Raw genomic sequence first — 15635 nt, 5'->3', positions numbered from 1 at the left:
GTGGAACATAAAAAATGCCGCTCGAGAGAGCGGCATTTTTACAACGGCTGCGACACGTTTCAGCGGCGCCCACCTCCGCTGCCATCCTGGCGCGTCGCGGTCGACCCCTTCGGGCGCACGTAAAGTACAAGCGCGTGGTCTACCAGTTCAAAGCCACGCTCCTCTGCCAGCTCACGCTGGCGACGCTCGATATCTGCATCAAAGAATTCGACAACCTCGCCGGTTTCAAGACACAGCATATGATCGTGGTGCTCTTCCTGCGACATTTCGAACACCGCATGGCCACCGTCAAAGTTATGACGAACCACAAGCCCTGCGGCTTCAAACTGGGTCAGAACGCGATACACGGTGGCGAGACCAACGTCTTCTCCCTGCTCCAGAAGCGTCTTGTAGACGTCCTCGGCGCTCATGTGCAGCTCTTCTTCGCGGGTTGCCTCCAGGATCTGGAGGATCTTGACCCGAGGCAAGGTGACCTTGAGGCCTGCCTTGCGTAATTCCTGGTTCCTATCGGCCATGGGTTAGCTCTTCGCAGTCGCTTGAGGTATCAGGTATGATCGATGAACGCAAACGATAAGGAAAGTCTGAGACAAATGCAAAAATCGATCCTATTAGTCACTTTTTGTTGCATGATCGGCGTGCTTTCTGGCTGCAGCTGGTTTGGCGTCTACAAAAGAGACATTCCCCAGGGCAATCTGATTACAGAGAGTATGGTACAACAACTTCACCCTGGCATGACAAAAGATCAGGTGACTTATGTGCTGGGGACGCCTCTGCTTGATGATCCGATGGGCGCCAATGCCTGGGATTACGTCTATCGAGTAAAGGAATCCGATGGCAATGTCATCAACAAGCGCGTCAGCCTGACGTTCGATGACAATGTGGTAAGCCATATCGATACTGCCGGTGATATCGATGCCAGCCCGGATGTAAACAATCAGCCCCCTGCCTCGGGGGCAGCACAATCGCCGGGTGTTACTCCGCTTGAACCCATCCCGGCCACCAGTAGCGAACCTTATCCCCGCGGCGAATGATCAGCGCCTTCGACCCTGACCGGCCCGATTTACTCGGGCCTCCTTGGGATCGATGATCAACGGGCGATATAACTCGACTCGGTCACCGGCAGCAACCTGCTGGTGATCCGGGTCACGTACCTTGATACCAAAGATTCCGACCGCAAGCGTGGCAAGTACTTCCGGACTTAACCCGCTTTGCGCCACATTATCAAGCCCGCACATGATGGCTACCTGGCGCACGGTGGTACCTTCAGGCACCACCATCTCGAACAACCATTGCCTCTCGGGCAATGCGTAGGCCACCTCGATAGTCAGCTGTTTAGCGCCCATAAACCTGTTCTGCCCGTTTAACGAAGGCATCAACCTGCTGCTTTGTGACCTGCTGAAAAAGCCGGCTGAATGCCATGCTCAACAGGCGATTGGAAAATTCAAATGACATGGAAAATTCTACCCGACAGGCATTTTCACCCATCTCCCGAAAATGCCATTGCCCGGAAAGCTGCTTGAATGGCCCATCCACCAGAGACAGATCAATCCGGGATGGGGCATGAAGCGTATTACGCGTCGTAAAACTCTGCTCAACGCCGCCCTTGGCCAGAGTAAGTCTACCCGTTCGGTAGTTCTCACCTTCGTCCACGACGTTGGCGGCTCGACAGCCCGGCAAAAATTCCGGGTAGCTTTCAATATCGTTGACCAGATCAAACATCCTGCGATCAGAGTGTTTAACCAGGGCCGATTGAGTGACCGTTGGCATGCAGCTCTCCACTGACGGCAACGCACTTTATGCGTATGATAGTGCGTCTGTTCTATAGTGACTTGAATATTATCACGCTTTCCCGCATATCGAGGAGAGCACGATCACTCCGAAGGTTTAAGAGGTCCCATGGGCAAGAAAAAGAGCAACGCGCCCGGCAGCAACGTTATTGCCCAGAACAAGAAGGCTCGTTTCGAATACCACATTCGAGAAACCTTTGAGGCAGGACTTGCCCTCTCGGGCTGGGAAGTAAAAAGCATGCGCGCCGGCAAGGCACAGCTGACCGATACCTATATTCTGGTCAAGCGTGGTGAAGCATGGCTGCTGGGCTCGCATATCACGCCGCTGAACACGGCCAGCACACACGAAATAGCGGATCCGTCCAGAACCAGAAAGCTACTGCTGCATCGCAAGGAGATTGACAGGATCTTCTCACGCACGCAGGACAAGGGGCATACCTGCGTTCCTCTCAAGCTTTACTGGAAGGAAAATCTGGTGAAGTGCGAACTGGCACTGGTGGAAGGCAAACAGCTTCATGACAAGCGCGCTACCGAAAAGGAGCGTGACTGGAACAGACAGAAGGCGCGCATCATGCGCGACAGCAAGTAACGATTGGCACTCGCCTGACTGTAATGCTAGGATGCTGATTCTTCGGGGGCGATATGGTCTCGACGCCGGTAGTAAACTCCGAGGTGCATGCCGAGATTGTAACGTATCTCGTAAATCCCACGTTGCAACTAAATAGTCGCAAACGACGAAAACTACGCTCAAGGTGCACTGGCAGCTTAAACCCTGCTAGTTGTTAGCCTGGCTCCAAGGGAATGTGCCCATTTATTCCGGAGGAGAGATGAGCGACAGCTAATGGGATCGTGTTTGGCCCTGTCCTCGTGTCAAACACTAAACTTTAGAGGAATCGTGGTGCCGTATCCTGCCCGTCGGAGGCGTCACTGCTAAATCAAAAGACGGAACTAAGCATGTAGAGCCGAAGGGTAAGCGCCGGCGGACGCGGGTTCAATTCCCGCCGCCTCCACCAAACACGAAAGCCGCTGTCGATGACAGCGGCTTTTTTGTTGCCTGAAATGAAGCCATGAACCAGGTAACTCCATGACAGTCGCTGATTGAAAGCTGCAACTTAGAGACGAAAACCTCAGGCTATCAAGAAGTGGATAAGCCCATGGCGCGACACATGCTGCCAGAGGCTATTCATTCGGCGACAGGTTAATGTGGCGATGTCGCTTTAGTATCTTGTGCCCGGCCCTCGCCGGGCTCTTTTTATGTTGGGCCCATCCCCCAGCACACGACAGCCCGTAAACGTCACTGGGCATGGGCTTATGAAAAATGACGCTGATCAGGGCCGCTTCCTTAAACGTCAGATTTCGGTTTTCCGACCATATGCGACAGCGTTGCATCCTTCAAAACATAATGATGATAAATCACCATGCTCATATGACCCGCGATTGCGGCCAGAAATGTCCATGCCATAACGCCATGCAAAAGATCTCCGGTCTTGTATGCCCACTGCAGTGGGTCATGAACTCCCCAAAGATGCCCTCCGAAAAAGACAAGCGGTTTGCCTGCGCCATACACAAGAAGCAGCCCCAGTACAGGCGTGACAAGCATGAAGCCATATAAGGCCATATGCCCATACGCAGCCCATTTGCCCGTTTTATCCAATGCACGAGGGCGATTACGAAAGCTCATTAATCCCCAGACAGCTCTCATGAGGGCCAGGGCCAAAATCAGTACTCCTACCGAGAAATGTGTACCTCGCCAGGCACTCACCCACGACAGGTTGCGACTGAACAGCTCAGAGATGACTATGCCGCCGATCTGCCAGAACAGAAGCGCTGCCATGGACCAGTGAAACATGCGGCTCACCAATCCATAGCGGTAACGATTATCGGTTAAAAGGCTCATTATTGTTTCCTCTTTTCACAAGAGGCCATCAATAGCATTCCAGAATTAAGGAGAGCTTATACACCTGCAGGATTCCTTCTAAAAAGGGTGCCGCATAAAGCCTCAAACCGACCCATACTGTGCCACTTGATGGCACGTGAAGAGGAGAAATTCATGGTCGATGTAGTCGATGGCGCCACCCGTTCAAGAATGATGGCAGGCATCAAGGGCAAGAACACCCAGCCGGAGTTGACCATCAGGCGCTTTCTTCATGGCAATGGGTTACGTTATCGCCTTCACCGCAAGGACCTGCCCGGAAAACCTGATCTGGTACTGACGCGACACAACCTGGTAGTTTTTGTACATGGATGCTTCTGGCATCGGCACCCGGAGTGCTTTTATGCAACCTCTCCTGCGACACGGAAAGCATTCTGGCAGGAAAAGCTACAGAAGAATGTCGAGCGAGATCAACGCCAGATAGCACTGCTGCGCGAGGATGGATGGCGAGTTCTGGTGATATGGGAGTGCGGCATCAGACATTGCAGAGAACAGCTGAGCGAGGTTCTGGAATGCGTTCACAATAATGAACCTGAACAACAGTGGCCCACCGTACCACCGCGACAAAGGTAAGCGCCTGATGGGAAACCGCTTTCCCAAAACACGACCTTTTACACTCGCCGACTGGCAACGCTGACGCTGATTTTTAAAAACACCTAATGTACTCTAACCATACTTTGAAGAACCTCGATGGCGCTCAGGCAGAAACAGGTATAAAGCCTGCTAACAAAGCACATATGGCACATCCCCGAGCGCGTACCAGTGTCATCATAAGACATGATGGAACAGCTTGATCCAATAGTCTTTCCTTACCTTTCACTTTGAAGCATATGCAAACCGTTCGCGCCAATACCCTCTGGATCCTGTTCGAGAAAATATTCTTTGTTCTGGCCGGAATCTTCGTCAATGTTTACGTAGCACGATACCTGGGCCCCGAATTGTTCGGTGTACTGGGCTTTTCGCTTGCCATGACGGGCTTGATATCGCCTTTTACGACACTTGGCGCCAACAACATTGTCTTCAATCGGCTGTCTCGCAACCCGGTAAGTGGTCTGCGCCTGCTGAAATCCTCTGCGCGCCTGCGCGCCATCATATTTGTCATGATGGCGTCCCTTTTCAGCCTTTTTGCGTTGTTTTACTTTGAAAATGCTGAAAAAAGAAACGTTTTCCTCATCATCCTGTGGGGCAGCTTTTTTACCACCAACGATGTATACCAGGTTTTTTTCAACGCGCGACTGGAATCCAGGATCAATACCCTGTGCCAGAACTCGGCGTTACTGGCCTCGGTCGTTTTAAAACTGGCATTTGTTGCCGCCAAGCTGTCCGTGACCGCCTTTGCTCTGGCAAGCATTGCTCAGTGGGCCACCTCCTACCTGATGAAACGCTATTTTTACGAGCGTAACAGCGATGTATTACAACAGCGCGATGTACGTGGTTCACGTCGCCATGCTCGATATCTGTTAAGAGTAGGCCTTCCCCTGGCCTTCTCCGGACTGGCCATCGTTCTATATACCAAGACCGACCAGATCATGCTGGGCATGCTCGTCAATCACGAAGCGGTCGGGTACTACACCGCCGCCATCACGCTGGCGCAAGGATGGATCTTCATCCCACAGGCCATCATTGCATCCTATATGGTCGGCATCAGCCAGAGCTCAGGCAATACACGCCAGTTTGATGCAAGAACAAAGGCCCTGTTCAGCAAGGTAATATGGATGTCACTTCCTGCCTCGCTGGCGCTGTCATTATCAAGCCCCTGGGCAGTGTCCCTGATTTATGGCGAAAGCTTTACCCCGGCCACTGACATTTTGTACATCAGTGCCTTCAGCACGCTCTTTTCGGCCATAGGCACCATCAGCTACCGAACGATTACCGTGCTGGGAGGCTATCAGTTTCTTTTTTACAAGATGATGTCAGTAGCTCTGCTCAACATCGTCCTGAATTATGTACTGATCCCGATTTATGGAGGCACCGGCGCAGCCATCTCGACACTGTGCGCCGAGATACTGTCGTCTGTTGCCTTCAACCTGTTTTTCCAAAAGGGCCGCATACTCAAACTACAACTCAAGGCCTGTGTCACCTTACCGATGATGGAGAAGACCGATGCCAAGGATAGCACCGGGCAAAACCCGCGATAGCTCGGATATCAGAGCCCGCGACAAGACACGCAGCCTTCGGCAGCTGGGGAAACGTTATAGCCCACGTCGCGCCCTCGATGCGTTGATGGCTGTACTGCGCAGCAACATCATGAACTCCCTATCGGACCGGCTGCATGTACCGCTTCGCTACAAACGCGCCTTCGGGGAATTTCCCAACCTGCGCAACCCGAAAACATTCAACGAGAAAATCTGCTACAGGAAACTGCATCCCGAGCCGGTTTTTTCAATTCTGAGCGACAAGGTGGAAGCAAGAAGCTATGTAAAACACTGCATTGGCGAACAGAACCTGACGCCATGCCTTGGTGTAGCTCGCCAGCTCACCCCGGAATTGTTCGACGAACTTCCCAACCAGTTTGTGATGAAGGCCAGCCATGGGTCAGGGTTCAATCTTCTGGTTGACGACAAGCGTCATGTTACATTCCCGGAACTCTACAACCTGAGCCAGAAATGGCTATCCAGCAATTTTTATACGGTTTGTCGTGAAAATCAGTACAAGCCCATCGAGCCTCGACTGATCTTTGAAAAGTTGTTACTGGATGAGTCCGGCAAGGTTCCGAAGGATTACAAGTTCCATTGCTTTCAAAAGCCAGGCGAAGAACCCGTCATTTACATAGAAATCAGCCATGACAGGTTTACCAATTATCGCGTGGATTTTTATGATTCTGACTGGAAGCTGGTGCGGGTACGTGAAGAACGTCTGGACTCAGGCATTGAGCTTGAAAAGCCGCATAATCTCGATGCCGCCATGGAGCTGGCCTTGAAGCTTGCCAGGGGATTTTCATACGTCAGGGTTGATTTCTACCTGATTGGGGATGATATCTATTTTGGTGAAATGACCTTCACACCGATGGCTGGCCTGATGAAGTTCGACTCTCGCGAACTGGATGAACAATGGGGTGCCCTTTTTGATTAATAGCCTGAGCAGGCAAACAACCCTTTGAACAAGAGAGATCTGCCATACAACAGATCTCCCCCGCACTTTGCCTTACAGGTTTCAGGACGAAAGCTGTTTCAGCATCCGCTCCTTTAACTTGGGCGCCATTGGTAGCCTGATATCCGGATTGGGATGCAGACTAAAGGTCAACGTTTGCGTCAGCTCCAGTGCCAGCTTGCCACGCCATCCACAATCAGGATTCTGACATTCCACTACCGCCTCTCGGTATATCGGCGTTAGCTGCTGGCTTTTACGAATTCTTGCAAAGGCACCGCAGTGAGGGCAGCTGAGACGCAAGTTGCTTTTACGATCCATAATTGACACCTCCAATTCCCCGATTCGAGCATCCAGTTACTGGTACTCGTTATTATCAATAACGCTAATGTTGCCGATCGTGCTTTTTAGAATTCGCCCGGCGGACAGCCTCCTACAGATAAGGTATGCTCCTTTAAGTTCAATGAAGCATACCCGAAGACTATTTACATATTGGGGAATAGTCAACTATTGCAGGAATACTATTGTCATGAATACGCACCAGCAAATAGCCCCTATGACTATCTCGGCCTTGATAATGGAACGGATGAAGACCCTTACAGGCCTGACTTCTGACTATGCACTGGCCAAACGCTTCGGAAAATCCACAAGTGCCATTCACAATTGGAGAAAGCGAGGTACGATACCCATTGATGAATGCATTCAACTTTCAGTTCAGTACAACGTTAGCCTCGATTGGCTAGTGCTGGGCAGGGAAACTACTGCCGACTCCCCACCCAACGAATCATCGACCTATAGCGAACCTGTCGATGCAGAAGTGCGTTACCAGCAGCAGGATTATGCCGGCGTACCACTTTATGATATCGAAGCCGCGGCCGGCTCAGGACGCCTGTTCGACGATGAGCATGTCATATCCCACCTGAGTTTTCGGCGAGACTGGATTACTCAGGAAGGACTGCACTTGAAGGATCTGGTAGTCATCCGGGTGCGCGGAGACTCCATGGAAGGAACGCTTAAAAACGGAGATACCGTGCTGGTAAACAAGGCACTGACCCGACCAGATGGCGTGTTTTTAATTCGAGTCGGAGATGAGCTACGCATCAAACGACTTCAGCGCCTGTCCGATGGCTCACTGCGCCTGTCATCGGACAACACCCATTACGCGCCAGAAATCATCCATCCTGATGCACTCGGAAACGTTCATATCATTGGCCACTGCCATTGGCACAGCGGACGCGTTGCCTGAAGCCCCGCATCTCGGGGCCTTGCAACAGCCGACGATAACACGCACAACCCGCCCGAATTATCATGGCCAATACCTTCCCGCCCCTGTCAGTGGATATGTAATGCTACTCGTATTACCACTATCCAAATTGACCGTACAAAGCATGGTTTTTGAGAACCGGACTACTAATGAAACTTGAAAAATCCAATCCTCATTATCCAAACCAGACCATCCATAAAAAATCATTTAAAAACAATATATTACGAACAACCCCCACCAAAAGACCATATGCTTTAAATAATTTTCGACCAGCCCTTGCCACTGCTGCCGACATTTTTCATAGCGAAGTCTGAAAAAACCATACCGCTCAATCAGTTTGCTGGAAGCAGCCTGTAAAGAATGCCAGCGAATAACACGATACCAGGCACCACGCACGAAGATCATTCACATTCGCCTGGGTAGCAAATTGCAGAGTGCGAGAGCCATAGACTGAAAATAGTGGCAGAGAGACTTCTCCACCCTGACCATGCAGATGATACAGACACAAAAAAACCGCCTTCAAGGGCGGTTGATTTCATTCCAGTTCACTACTTGGACTGGAAGATTAATGGTGCCGACACCAGGAGTCGAACCCGGGACCTACTGATTACAAGTAATATCTATTTATGATAAAAATCAAAAATTTATAGCTTAATAAAGTACGTCTACCCTGCCTGGACACATCAAATAAAACAATGCCTTAACAACGCCAAGTACGTCAACTTTTAGAGTTTAATAGCTTTTTTCGATCCCGAGATTCACCACTTTGCCCTGCCCCTTGTTGCACTATCAGAAACGCAAGGAACCGCAAGAAAATTTTCCCGGTTGAAACCCTCGCGCAGCCCAGCAACAGCCTGTCTCCTACCTACCTGCAAGGGTGCAATAAAACCGACCCATTTAGCGCGCAGGCGGGGCGGGGAGTCGACGGCGCGCGAACGGTACTGACCGACGACACCGGGTGTGGATAAACCAACCGACCAGGCACAAAAAAAGCCACCGCGAAGGTGGCTTGTGATGAGCGTGGATTATCTACCGGTTAGTGATGATCAACTCTCCGCGAGGCTCCGTGTGTTGTTGTCCAACCGAGTAGCGAAGCTGAGTTCGCCGGATGGTCAGACCATCGAACGCCTCGTGCATTTCGGGAATGTCATTGACGCTGACAACAAACTGCCCCCTGGCCTGGCGCGCCAGCTTACCCATCAGCGCATATTGCTCCAGCCCGAATTCAACGCCATAACCGGCCGTGCCCCAGTACGGCGGATCGAGATATAACAGCGTTTCATCGCGGTCATAGCGTCGAACGCATTCATCCCAGGGTAACTGCTCGATCAGCGTTCGACTGAGACGCAGGTGTGCGTCGCTCAAGTCTTCCTCGATTCGCAGCAGATTGAGCCGTGGCCTGGAAACCGCCGAGGTTCCGAATGCCGGATTATCGGATCGTGCGCCGAAGGCATTCTTCTGCAGATAGAAAAACCGTGCCGCTCGCTGGATATCGGTCAGCGTCTCCGGCGGCGTCCGCTTGAGATCCAGAAAGTCCTGCCGGCTGACCAACGCCCATTTGAAGTGGCGCAGCAATTCTTCAAGGTGGTGTTTAACCACCCGATACAGATTGACCAACTCGCCGTTGGCATCGTTGATCACTTCAACTGGCGAAGGCTCCTTCATGAAGAAAAGCGCCGCACCGCCGCAGAAGGGCTCGACGTAGGCTCGATGGGGGTCGAACAATGGCAGGATCTGTTTGGCCAGTCGGCGCTTGCCGCCCATCCAGGGAATGATCGGTTTTTGAGTGGCGTGTAAGCCCATGGTGAGACACCTGTCATGAGAGGCCATCCAGTGGGTGGCCGGTTAAAGTAATGGTGTCGCTAGAAGCTTCTTATGCCCGGTCCTCGCCGGGCTTTTTTTATGCCGGCGCATTGCCGCCCAGCTCATACGGCCTGAACCTCACCACCTCCTGTCCCACAATGTCGTTGATCTCAAGGAACACCGACTGCAACGGGTCCAGCTCATTGGCCACGAACACGCGCGCCGCCTTCTCGATGTCACCGAACCCGCCCGTGTTGTTCGGGATGATCCCCATCAGCTGCGGCGGTACCCGGTGCCCGGCCAGTGTGTCGTCGCGGGTAATGTTCTTGATGCCCGCAAACTCGTCTTTCGCCGCGACCTCCGAGATCGGGATGATCTGCACCCCATCCTTTTTGCCCCCAGGCGAATGCAGGAACAGGTTACGGAAGTTGCCGACGCCCTTCGAGTTCTTGAGCGCATCCCGCATCGCGTCGATGTCCTCCTGATTCTGCGCCGCATCAGAGACGTACATCACGAACCCGGCATGGCTACCGTTCAGGTAATAGCGCCGGCGGAACAACGTCGCGTTTTCATTCAGCATGATCGACTGCAGCGCGCCCATGTAATCCGGCACGCCATAGATCTCCTGATTGATGTCCGGCTCGATCAGATGAATCATCGAATCAGGCTCGAACTCGACCGGCTGCTGCCAATTGCTCACCCACCAGAAATGCCCATCCTCGGTACCACGCCGCACGTACTTGGCCCGCGCCGGGCGCAGCCCGATCAGCCGCCCCAGCCGACCATAGACCCGTTCGATATACGCATTGCCGAAAACCAGATAGTCCGTGACCAGCTCGCGGAACGCCTGCCGGCCCAGCAGCGGATGCGGCACGAACGACCGCGTCAGGATGTTGCGTTTCACCTGCAGCCCGGACCCATGATGCGCCGTCGCCCGGTACATTTTCGCCAGCGCGGCCAGATCCACCGGCGGCTCATACCACCGTGCGTTCGCCATCCAGCATCCGGTATAGAGGAAATCAGCCAGATCGGTGACGGGCACCGGCTCGCCGAACGTGAACGCCTCGGGCCTTGCCGGGGTCGGTGTGTCGGCCTGCGGCTCGAACTGCGCATACAGGCGCTGGCGTGGTTTTGCGGTCATCCGTAAATCTCCATGATTGAGCCACCGCGCTCGCCCTCGGCGAGGACGTCGATGGGCTCATTGCTGAGGGCGTGCATGGTGGCCCACGCCAGGTCGGCATGGCCGGTCTGGCCATTGCGGCCGGCGGCATAGGTGAACTGCCGACCGCTCGCGGTCAGCTCGCGGCGAATCGAGGTAAACGACTGCGCGATGATCGTGTCGCGCGCGTCGAACTCCAAACGCCCACGGTCGATGATGTGCTGCGCCTGACGAACCAGCGCACTCTTGCTGTCGGGGGTGTAGCGAATTCGGTCAACACGCGGGAACCATTTCGCAACCAGCTGCGCCACCGCATCGCCCATCCCGTTAATGTCGATACCGATGTACTGGACGTTATAGCGCCGGCTGACCTCGCGGATGTACTCGGCCTGCGCCTCATAATCGTGACCCTTGAGGCGGTGCTGTTCGAGAATCCGGTGTCGGTCGTTGCGATTTTTGGCCGGGGCCAGCACAACCAGACCCGCGCCATCGCTGCCCTCACCCTCACCCGCCGGGTCGTAACCAATCCACACCGGCTGATCCCCGAACGGGCGCTGCGCGAACGGCTTCCAGTCGCGCCAGATATCCCATGAATCCACCATGCAACGCTGCATGCTCATCATCGGGAACGCGCTCTGCGAGTCATCGACGAACTCGCACATCAGCAGGTTCGCAAACTCGTCATCGCTGTACTCCAGGCGCAACTGGTCGATGTCGAACAGATCGCAGCCACCGGCCATCGCATCCTTGATCGTGACGATCTGGCGCCACTGACCATCGGCGCATCGGGCACCGCTGGCCAGTGCCGCATGGCTCACATCGATCTCGACGCGATCCGATTTCTTCTGACGCTTGTTGAACCGCTCGCCGGTCCAGAACGGGTACGCCTCATGGGCGACGCTGCTGGGCGTGCTGAAATAGGTCTGCTTCCACTTCTTGTGCATCGCCATGCCGCTGGTGACTTTGCGGAACTGCTCGAAGCCACCGATCCAGAAGTATTCATCAAGGTAGGTGTCGCCGTGGTAGCCCTGGGCGGTTTTGGCGTTGGTGCCGAGGAAGTGAAGCTCTGCGCCGTTGGCCAGCACGATGGGGTCACCTTTCAGCTCGACCCCGGTCGTCTCTTTGACGAACTGCACGATGTAATTGCGGAAGATGTGCGCCTGGGCTTTTGAGGCCGACATGAAAATCTTGTTTTTGCCCGTCTCGATGGCGTCGGCGATGGCCTCGCGCGCAAAGAACCACGTCGCGCCGATCTGGCGTGACTTGAGCAGGTTGCGGATGCGCTCATGCTGGCCCGCCCGGTACCAGTGGCGCTGGTACTCGAACAGTGACGCCTCGAACGCCTCGACGATCTGAATCACGCCCTCATCGCCAACGTCATTACGCGCGGGCTTTTTCTTCTCGCCGGCATTGCGTCGCTCGATGTTCGGATTGAGGTCTGATTCCTTGCCGCTGCCCTCAAACTTGTGAACCCGGGCCAGCCGCTCGATCTGCCGACCCAGCAGGTCGATCTCCTTGAAGTCGCGCCCCTCCTTCTGCTCCTTCGAGATCAGCATCACCAGCCGCGCTTCGAGCGCGCCCTCGACGCGCTGCGTCGATGTCGCTTCATCCCATTTATCGCGGGCTTTCCAGCTGCTGATGGTATTGGGGGAAAGGTTCAAAAGCTCGGCAATGCGCCCGACGCGCCAGCCCATCCAGTACAGGTGGCGCGCGGAGAGTTTCGCGGCGTCAGGACTGTCCAGCGTCGCGTCGATTTCAGCGGGATTCAGAGGGTTAGCGGTCATGTCGTGTCCGGCACTGTAAATGCAGACAGCGTACCGACCAGCCGAGGGCCTATATCGGGGCGCGGCTTGTAACGCCCGTTTTTACAACGACCGCGCGTTGAGCCGGCAGCGATCTACGCGGAACCTGACGCCCATACAGTGCCCGCACAGTTCCCGAGGATTGCTCAATGCCCGAATTTCGTATCGCGACAGAAGGTGCCACCACCGACGGTCGCAAGATCAGCGCCGAATGGCTGACGCAGATGGCAGCCAACTATGACCCCGAAAAATACGGGTGCCGTCTCAATCTTGAGCACATTCGGGGGGTGCTGGCTGACAGCCCGTTCAAGAGTTATGGCGATGTGAACTCGCTGAAAACCGAAAAGAACAGCGAGGGCAAGCTGGTTCTGATTGCCGACATCGACCCCACCGATGAACTGGTGGCGATGAACAAGGCGCGCCAGAAGGTCTACACGTCGATGGAAGTCGATCTCGACTTCGCTGATACCGGCGAGGCGTATCTGGTCGGTCTGGCCGTCACCGATTCCCCGGCCAGTCTCGGCACCCAGATGCTGCAGTTCAGCTCAACGCTCAAGCCCGAAAACTCCCCGCTGACCTCCAAAAAGCAGCGCCCGGAAAACCTGTTCAGCGAGGCCGCCGAGGTCGATTTCACCCAGGGCGAAGCCGATGAAAACGACGGTTTCAAGAACAAGGGCCCGTCGCTTGCCGAACGCGTCAGAACCATGTTCAAGCGCCAGCGCGAGCAGACCGGCAACGACTTCACCGCCCTGCGCGATGACCTTGAGCAGACCATGGCCCTGTTCGTCGCTGAAAACGCCAACCTGCGCACCGAGCTGGAAAAGCGCCCCTGCGCAGCTCAGTTCAACGAGCTTAAAACGCAACACCATCAGCTCAAGGCCGCCCATGACGAGCTGTATGCCCAGCTCGACAAAACGCCCCGCCACCAGTCCCGCACGCCGGCCACCGGCAGCGACGGCTCTATTGAAACCGACTGCTAAAGGACGCCTACATGCGCAACGATACCCGCAAGAAGCTCAACCAATACGCCCAGCGTCTCGCCACGCTTAACAATGCCGAAAACGCCTTCGCCTCGTTTGATATCGACGCCACGGTGCAGCAGACGCTGGAAACCAAGATTCAGGAGTCCAGCGAGTTTCTGAACCGGATCAACATGGTCGGCGTGCGCGATCTGGTCGGTCAAAAACTCGGGCTCGGCATCAATGGTCCCATCGCCGCGCGTACTGATGTTGGCGAACGCGACCGTGTGCCCACCGATCCGACCTTCCTCGAGCTGCACGACTACCGCTGCGAATCGACCGAGTTCGACACCTACCTGACGTGGGCCAAGCTCGACGCCTGGGCAAAGTTCCCGGATTTTCAGGCCCGCGTGCGCGACGCCATCATCCGGCAGCAGGCGCTGGATCGCATCATGATCGGATTCAACGGCAAAACCGCCGCTAAACAGACAAATCGCACCCAAAACCCGCTCCTTCAGGACGTCAACATCGGCTGGCTGCAGCAGTACCGTCTGCACGCCGCCGCGCGCGTGTTCAGCGATGCCAGTGATGTCACCATCGGCAAGGGCCGCACCTATCAAAATCTCGATGCGCTGGTATTTGATGCCGTCAATTCACTGATCGAACCGTGGTACCGCGACAGCACGGATCTGGTGGCGCTGGTTGGTCGTGGTCTCATGACTGACAAATATCTGCCCATGGTCAACAGCTGGGAGCAGCCGACCGAGTCCCGCGCGCTGGATTTGATCATGGCCCAGAAGCGCATCGGCGGCGTCAACGCCATGCAGGTACCCTTTATGCCTGACGGCGCCATCTTCATCACCTCGCTGGATAACCTGTCGATCTACTGGCAGGAAGGTTCGCGCCGCCGCTATCTGAAAGACAAGCCCGAGCGCAAGCGCGTCGAGAACTTCGAATCCTCGAACGATGCGTATGTGGTCGAGGATTACGGCTTTGGCTGTCTGATCGAAAACGTATCGCACGCCGATGCGACCGATGAAACGGCCGGTGCGTGATGACCAGCCCACTGCGACAACACTACAAGCGCGTCTCCGCCGCCAATGCGGCGGCGGAAGCCGGCGATCAGGTCATGCACGGCGATGCCTACCACCTCATGCATGCCCAACTGTTCGAGGACTACCGGCGCCTGAAAAGTGTCCAGTCCGTCGAGCGCAAGGTCGAGATCAAGCGCGAGATCCTGCCCCACTATGCCGAGTATGTCGACGGCGTGCTTGAGGCCGGGCGCGGTGCCGAGGATGAAGTACTGATGCGCATCATGCTGTGGCGCATCGACGTCGGCGACATCACCGCCGCCCTGCCGATTGCCCGCTACGCCATGCGGCACCAGCTCGACCCGGGTGAGCAGTTCCAGCGCTCGACCGCTGCGATCCTCGCCGAAGAATCCGCCGACCAGGCGCTCGTCCTCGCGGATGACGATGACTCGATGCTGGAAGCCCTGATCGAGATCAACGCGCTGATCGACGGCAAGGATATGCATGACCAGATCCGCGCCAAGCTGCACAAGGCCATCGGCAATGGCTACCGCGCCAGCGGTGATCTGCTGAATGCTTTGACCCACTATCAGCGCGCCTTTGAACTCAATGACCGCGTCGGCGTGAAAAAGGACATTGACCGTATCGAGCGCACGCTTAAAAAAGAACAGCCGCCCCAAGACACTGCCCAGACGGGCTAACCGAGTCGACCCGCGACGTCCAGGGGGCACGGTGAGAACGCAGGGCCACGCGCCTATCGCCGCATCACCGTCCACCCCCTGTATTTATCCCGGGTAGAACGCACCGAGG

Annotated in this window: 17 protein-coding genes and 1 other RNA gene; 10 read left to right on the top strand and 8 right to left on the bottom strand. The window is 55.1% G+C overall.

Annotated elements, in window-relative coordinates; genetic code table 11:
• Positions 1–59: 59 nt before the first annotated feature.
• On the bottom strand, positions 60–515 hold the full coding sequence (gene fur / locus NAT21_RS11550) for a ferric iron uptake transcriptional regulator (protein WP_250938566.1): 456 nt from the start codon (positions 513–515) through the stop codon (positions 60–62).
• Positions 516–557: 42 nt separating this feature from the next.
• On the opposite strand from fur, the gene NAT21_RS11545 reads away from it, so the two are divergent.
• Positions 558–1031, top strand: a complete 474-nt coding sequence (locus NAT21_RS11545; RefSeq protein WP_250938564.1) for an outer membrane protein assembly factor BamE — start codon at positions 558–560, stop codon at positions 1029–1031.
• Here the strand turns inward: NAT21_RS11545 and NAT21_RS11540 are convergent, their stop codons facing one another.
• Complete coding sequence (locus NAT21_RS11540; protein WP_250938562.1) at positions 1032–1343, bottom strand: RnfH family protein; 312 nt, start codon at positions 1341–1343, stop codon at positions 1032–1034. It lies immediately after the preceding gene.
• Positions 1333–1767, bottom strand: coding sequence for a type II toxin-antitoxin system RatA family toxin (locus NAT21_RS11535; RefSeq protein WP_250938560.1), 435 nt, complete (start codon positions 1765–1767; stop codon positions 1333–1335). The genes NAT21_RS11540 and NAT21_RS11535 overlap by 11 nt, the downstream gene beginning before the upstream one ends.
• A 129-nt stretch (positions 1768–1896) precedes the next feature.
• On the opposite strand from NAT21_RS11535, the gene smpB reads away from it, so the two are divergent.
• Entirely contained in the window at positions 1897–2376 is a 480-nt protein-coding gene (gene smpB, locus NAT21_RS11530; protein ID WP_250938558.1) for an SsrA-binding protein SmpB, read from the top strand.
• A 44-nt stretch (positions 2377–2420) separates the two neighbouring features.
• Positions 2421–2800, top strand: a transfer-messenger RNA (tmRNA) gene (ssrA, locus tag NAT21_RS11525).
• A 329-nt stretch (positions 2801–3129) separates the two neighbouring features.
• Here the strand turns inward: ssrA and NAT21_RS11520 are convergent.
• Positions 3130–3684, bottom strand: a complete 555-nt coding sequence (locus NAT21_RS11520; protein WP_250938555.1) for a cytochrome b — start codon at positions 3682–3684, stop codon at positions 3130–3132.
• A gap of 153 nt (positions 3685–3837) precedes the next feature.
• Between NAT21_RS11520 and NAT21_RS11515 the strand changes: the two genes are divergently transcribed.
• The 3 genes from NAT21_RS11515 (at position 3838) to NAT21_RS11505 (ending at position 6792) form a co-directional block, all read left to right on the top strand.
• Positions 3838–4293, top strand: coding sequence for a very short patch repair endonuclease (locus NAT21_RS11515; RefSeq protein WP_250938553.1), 456 nt, complete (start codon positions 3838–3840; stop codon positions 4291–4293).
• Positions 4294–4550: 257 nt separating this feature from the next.
• Entirely contained in the window at positions 4551–5858 is a 1308-nt protein-coding gene (locus NAT21_RS11510; RefSeq protein ID WP_250938551.1) for a flippase, read from the top strand.
• The gene (locus tag NAT21_RS11505; protein ID WP_250938549.1) at positions 5824–6792 is read left to right on the top strand and encodes an ATP-grasp fold amidoligase family protein; all 969 of its coding nucleotides are present in this window, start codon (positions 5824–5826) and stop codon (positions 6790–6792) included. The genes NAT21_RS11510 and NAT21_RS11505 overlap by 35 nt, the downstream gene beginning before the upstream one ends.
• Before the next feature lie 81 nt (positions 6793–6873).
• Here NAT21_RS11505 and NAT21_RS15600 read toward each other — a convergent pair whose 3' ends face one another.
• Positions 6874–7128 (bottom strand): Ogr/Delta-like zinc finger protein, encoded by a 255-nt coding sequence (locus tag NAT21_RS15600; protein ID WP_350355176.1) that lies wholly within the window; start codon positions 7126–7128, stop codon positions 6874–6876.
• Between the two features lie 208 nt (positions 7129–7336).
• Between NAT21_RS15600 and NAT21_RS11500 the strand changes: the two genes are divergently transcribed.
• The gene (locus NAT21_RS11500) at positions 7337–8053 is read left to right on the top strand and encodes a LexA family transcriptional regulator (RefSeq protein WP_250938547.1); all 717 of its coding nucleotides are present in this window, start codon (positions 7337–7339) and stop codon (positions 8051–8053) included.
• 1047 nt (positions 8054–9100) lie between these two features.
• Here the strand turns inward: NAT21_RS11500 and NAT21_RS11495 are convergent.
• The 3 genes from NAT21_RS11495 to NAT21_RS11485 all read right to left on the bottom strand — a co-directional run bounded on the left by NAT21_RS11495 (position 9101) and on the right by NAT21_RS11485 (position 12817).
• Positions 9101–9874 carry a DNA adenine methylase gene (locus NAT21_RS11495; RefSeq protein WP_250938545.1) on the bottom strand — a complete coding sequence of 258 codons (774 nt, stop codon included), beginning with the start codon at positions 9872–9874 and terminating at the stop codon, positions 9101–9103.
• Between the two features lie 97 nt (positions 9875–9971).
• Positions 9972–11015, bottom strand: a complete 1044-nt coding sequence (locus NAT21_RS11490) for a phage portal protein (RefSeq protein WP_250938543.1) — start codon at positions 11013–11015, stop codon at positions 9972–9974.
• Positions 11012–12817: a terminase large subunit domain-containing protein gene (locus NAT21_RS11485; RefSeq protein WP_250938541.1), complete on the bottom strand. Its 1806-nt coding sequence runs from the start codon at positions 12815–12817 to the stop codon at positions 11012–11014. The genes NAT21_RS11490 and NAT21_RS11485 overlap by 4 nt, the downstream gene beginning before the upstream one ends.
• A 167-nt stretch (positions 12818–12984) precedes the next feature.
• Here NAT21_RS11485 and NAT21_RS11480 point away from each other — a divergent pair, with 167 nt between their 5' ends.
• From NAT21_RS11480 to gpM, 3 genes are read left to right on the top strand one after another with little or no spacing between them, the layout of a single operon-like run.
• The gene (locus NAT21_RS11480; RefSeq protein ID WP_250938538.1) at positions 12985–13815 is read left to right on the top strand and encodes a GPO family capsid scaffolding protein; all 831 of its coding nucleotides are present in this window, start codon (positions 12985–12987) and stop codon (positions 13813–13815) included.
• An 11-nt stretch (positions 13816–13826) separates the two neighbouring features.
• Positions 13827–14849 (top strand): phage major capsid protein, P2 family, encoded by a 1023-nt coding sequence (locus NAT21_RS11475; protein ID WP_250938534.1) that lies wholly within the window; start codon positions 13827–13829, stop codon positions 14847–14849.
• Positions 14849–15526: a phage terminase small subunit gene (gene gpM / locus NAT21_RS11470; RefSeq protein ID WP_250938532.1), complete on the top strand. Its 678-nt coding sequence runs from the start codon at positions 14849–14851 to the stop codon at positions 15524–15526. The genes NAT21_RS11475 and gpM overlap by 1 nt, the downstream gene beginning before the upstream one ends.
• Positions 15527–15635 lie beyond the last annotated feature (109 nt).

It is taken from the genome of Larsenimonas rhizosphaerae (assembly GCF_023700005.1).
In the GTDB taxonomy this organism is placed as follows: domain Bacteria; phylum Pseudomonadota; class Gammaproteobacteria; order Pseudomonadales; family Halomonadaceae; genus Larsenimonas; species Larsenimonas rhizosphaerae.
Note: the sequence above shows the minus strand (reverse complement) of the source record. Positions and strands in the feature narration are given on the sequence as shown.

What these genes read in the sequence shown, in the direction of transcription:
- fur (WP_250938566.1), bottom strand. Translation starts at nt 515, where the DNA reads ATGGCCGATAGGAACCAGGAATTACGCAAGGCAGGCCTCAAGGTCACC.
- NAT21_RS11545 (WP_250938564.1), top strand. Translation starts at nt 558, where the DNA reads ATGAACGCAAACGATAAGGAAAGTCTGAGACAAATGCAAAAATCGATC.
- NAT21_RS11540 (WP_250938562.1), bottom strand. Translation starts at nt 1,343, where the DNA reads ATGGGCGCTAAACAGCTGACTATCGAGGTGGCCTACGCATTGCCCGAG.
- NAT21_RS11535 (WP_250938560.1), bottom strand. Translation starts at nt 1,767, where the DNA reads ATGCCAACGGTCACTCAATCGGCCCTGGTTAAACACTCTGATCGCAGG.
- smpB (WP_250938558.1), top strand. Translation starts at nt 1,897, where the DNA reads ATGGGCAAGAAAAAGAGCAACGCGCCCGGCAGCAACGTTATTGCCCAG.
- NAT21_RS11520 (WP_250938555.1), bottom strand. Translation starts at nt 3,684, where the DNA reads ATGAGCCTTTTAACCGATAATCGTTACCGCTATGGATTGGTGAGCCGC.
- NAT21_RS11515 (WP_250938553.1), top strand. Translation starts at nt 3,838, where the DNA reads ATGGTCGATGTAGTCGATGGCGCCACCCGTTCAAGAATGATGGCAGGC.
- NAT21_RS11510 (WP_250938551.1), top strand. Translation starts at nt 4,551, where the DNA reads ATGCAAACCGTTCGCGCCAATACCCTCTGGATCCTGTTCGAGAAAATA.
- NAT21_RS11505 (WP_250938549.1), top strand. Translation starts at nt 5,824, where the DNA reads ATGCCAAGGATAGCACCGGGCAAAACCCGCGATAGCTCGGATATCAGA.
- NAT21_RS15600 (WP_350355176.1), bottom strand. Translation starts at nt 7,128, where the DNA reads ATGGATCGTAAAAGCAACTTGCGTCTCAGCTGCCCTCACTGCGGTGCC.
- NAT21_RS11500 (WP_250938547.1), top strand. Translation starts at nt 7,337, where the DNA reads ATGAATACGCACCAGCAAATAGCCCCTATGACTATCTCGGCCTTGATA.
- NAT21_RS11495 (WP_250938545.1), bottom strand. Translation starts at nt 9,874, where the DNA reads ATGGGCTTACACGCCACTCAAAAACCGATCATTCCCTGGATGGGCGGC.
- NAT21_RS11490 (WP_250938543.1), bottom strand. Translation starts at nt 11,015, where the DNA reads ATGACCGCAAAACCACGCCAGCGCCTGTATGCGCAGTTCGAGCCGCAG.
- NAT21_RS11485 (WP_250938541.1), bottom strand. Translation starts at nt 12,817, where the DNA reads ATGACCGCTAACCCTCTGAATCCCGCTGAAATCGACGCGACGCTGGAC.
- NAT21_RS11480 (WP_250938538.1), top strand. Translation starts at nt 12,985, where the DNA reads ATGCCCGAATTTCGTATCGCGACAGAAGGTGCCACCACCGACGGTCGC.
- NAT21_RS11475 (WP_250938534.1), top strand. Translation starts at nt 13,827, where the DNA reads ATGCGCAACGATACCCGCAAGAAGCTCAACCAATACGCCCAGCGTCTC.
- gpM (WP_250938532.1), top strand. Translation starts at nt 14,849, where the DNA reads ATGACCAGCCCACTGCGACAACACTACAAGCGCGTCTCCGCCGCCAAT.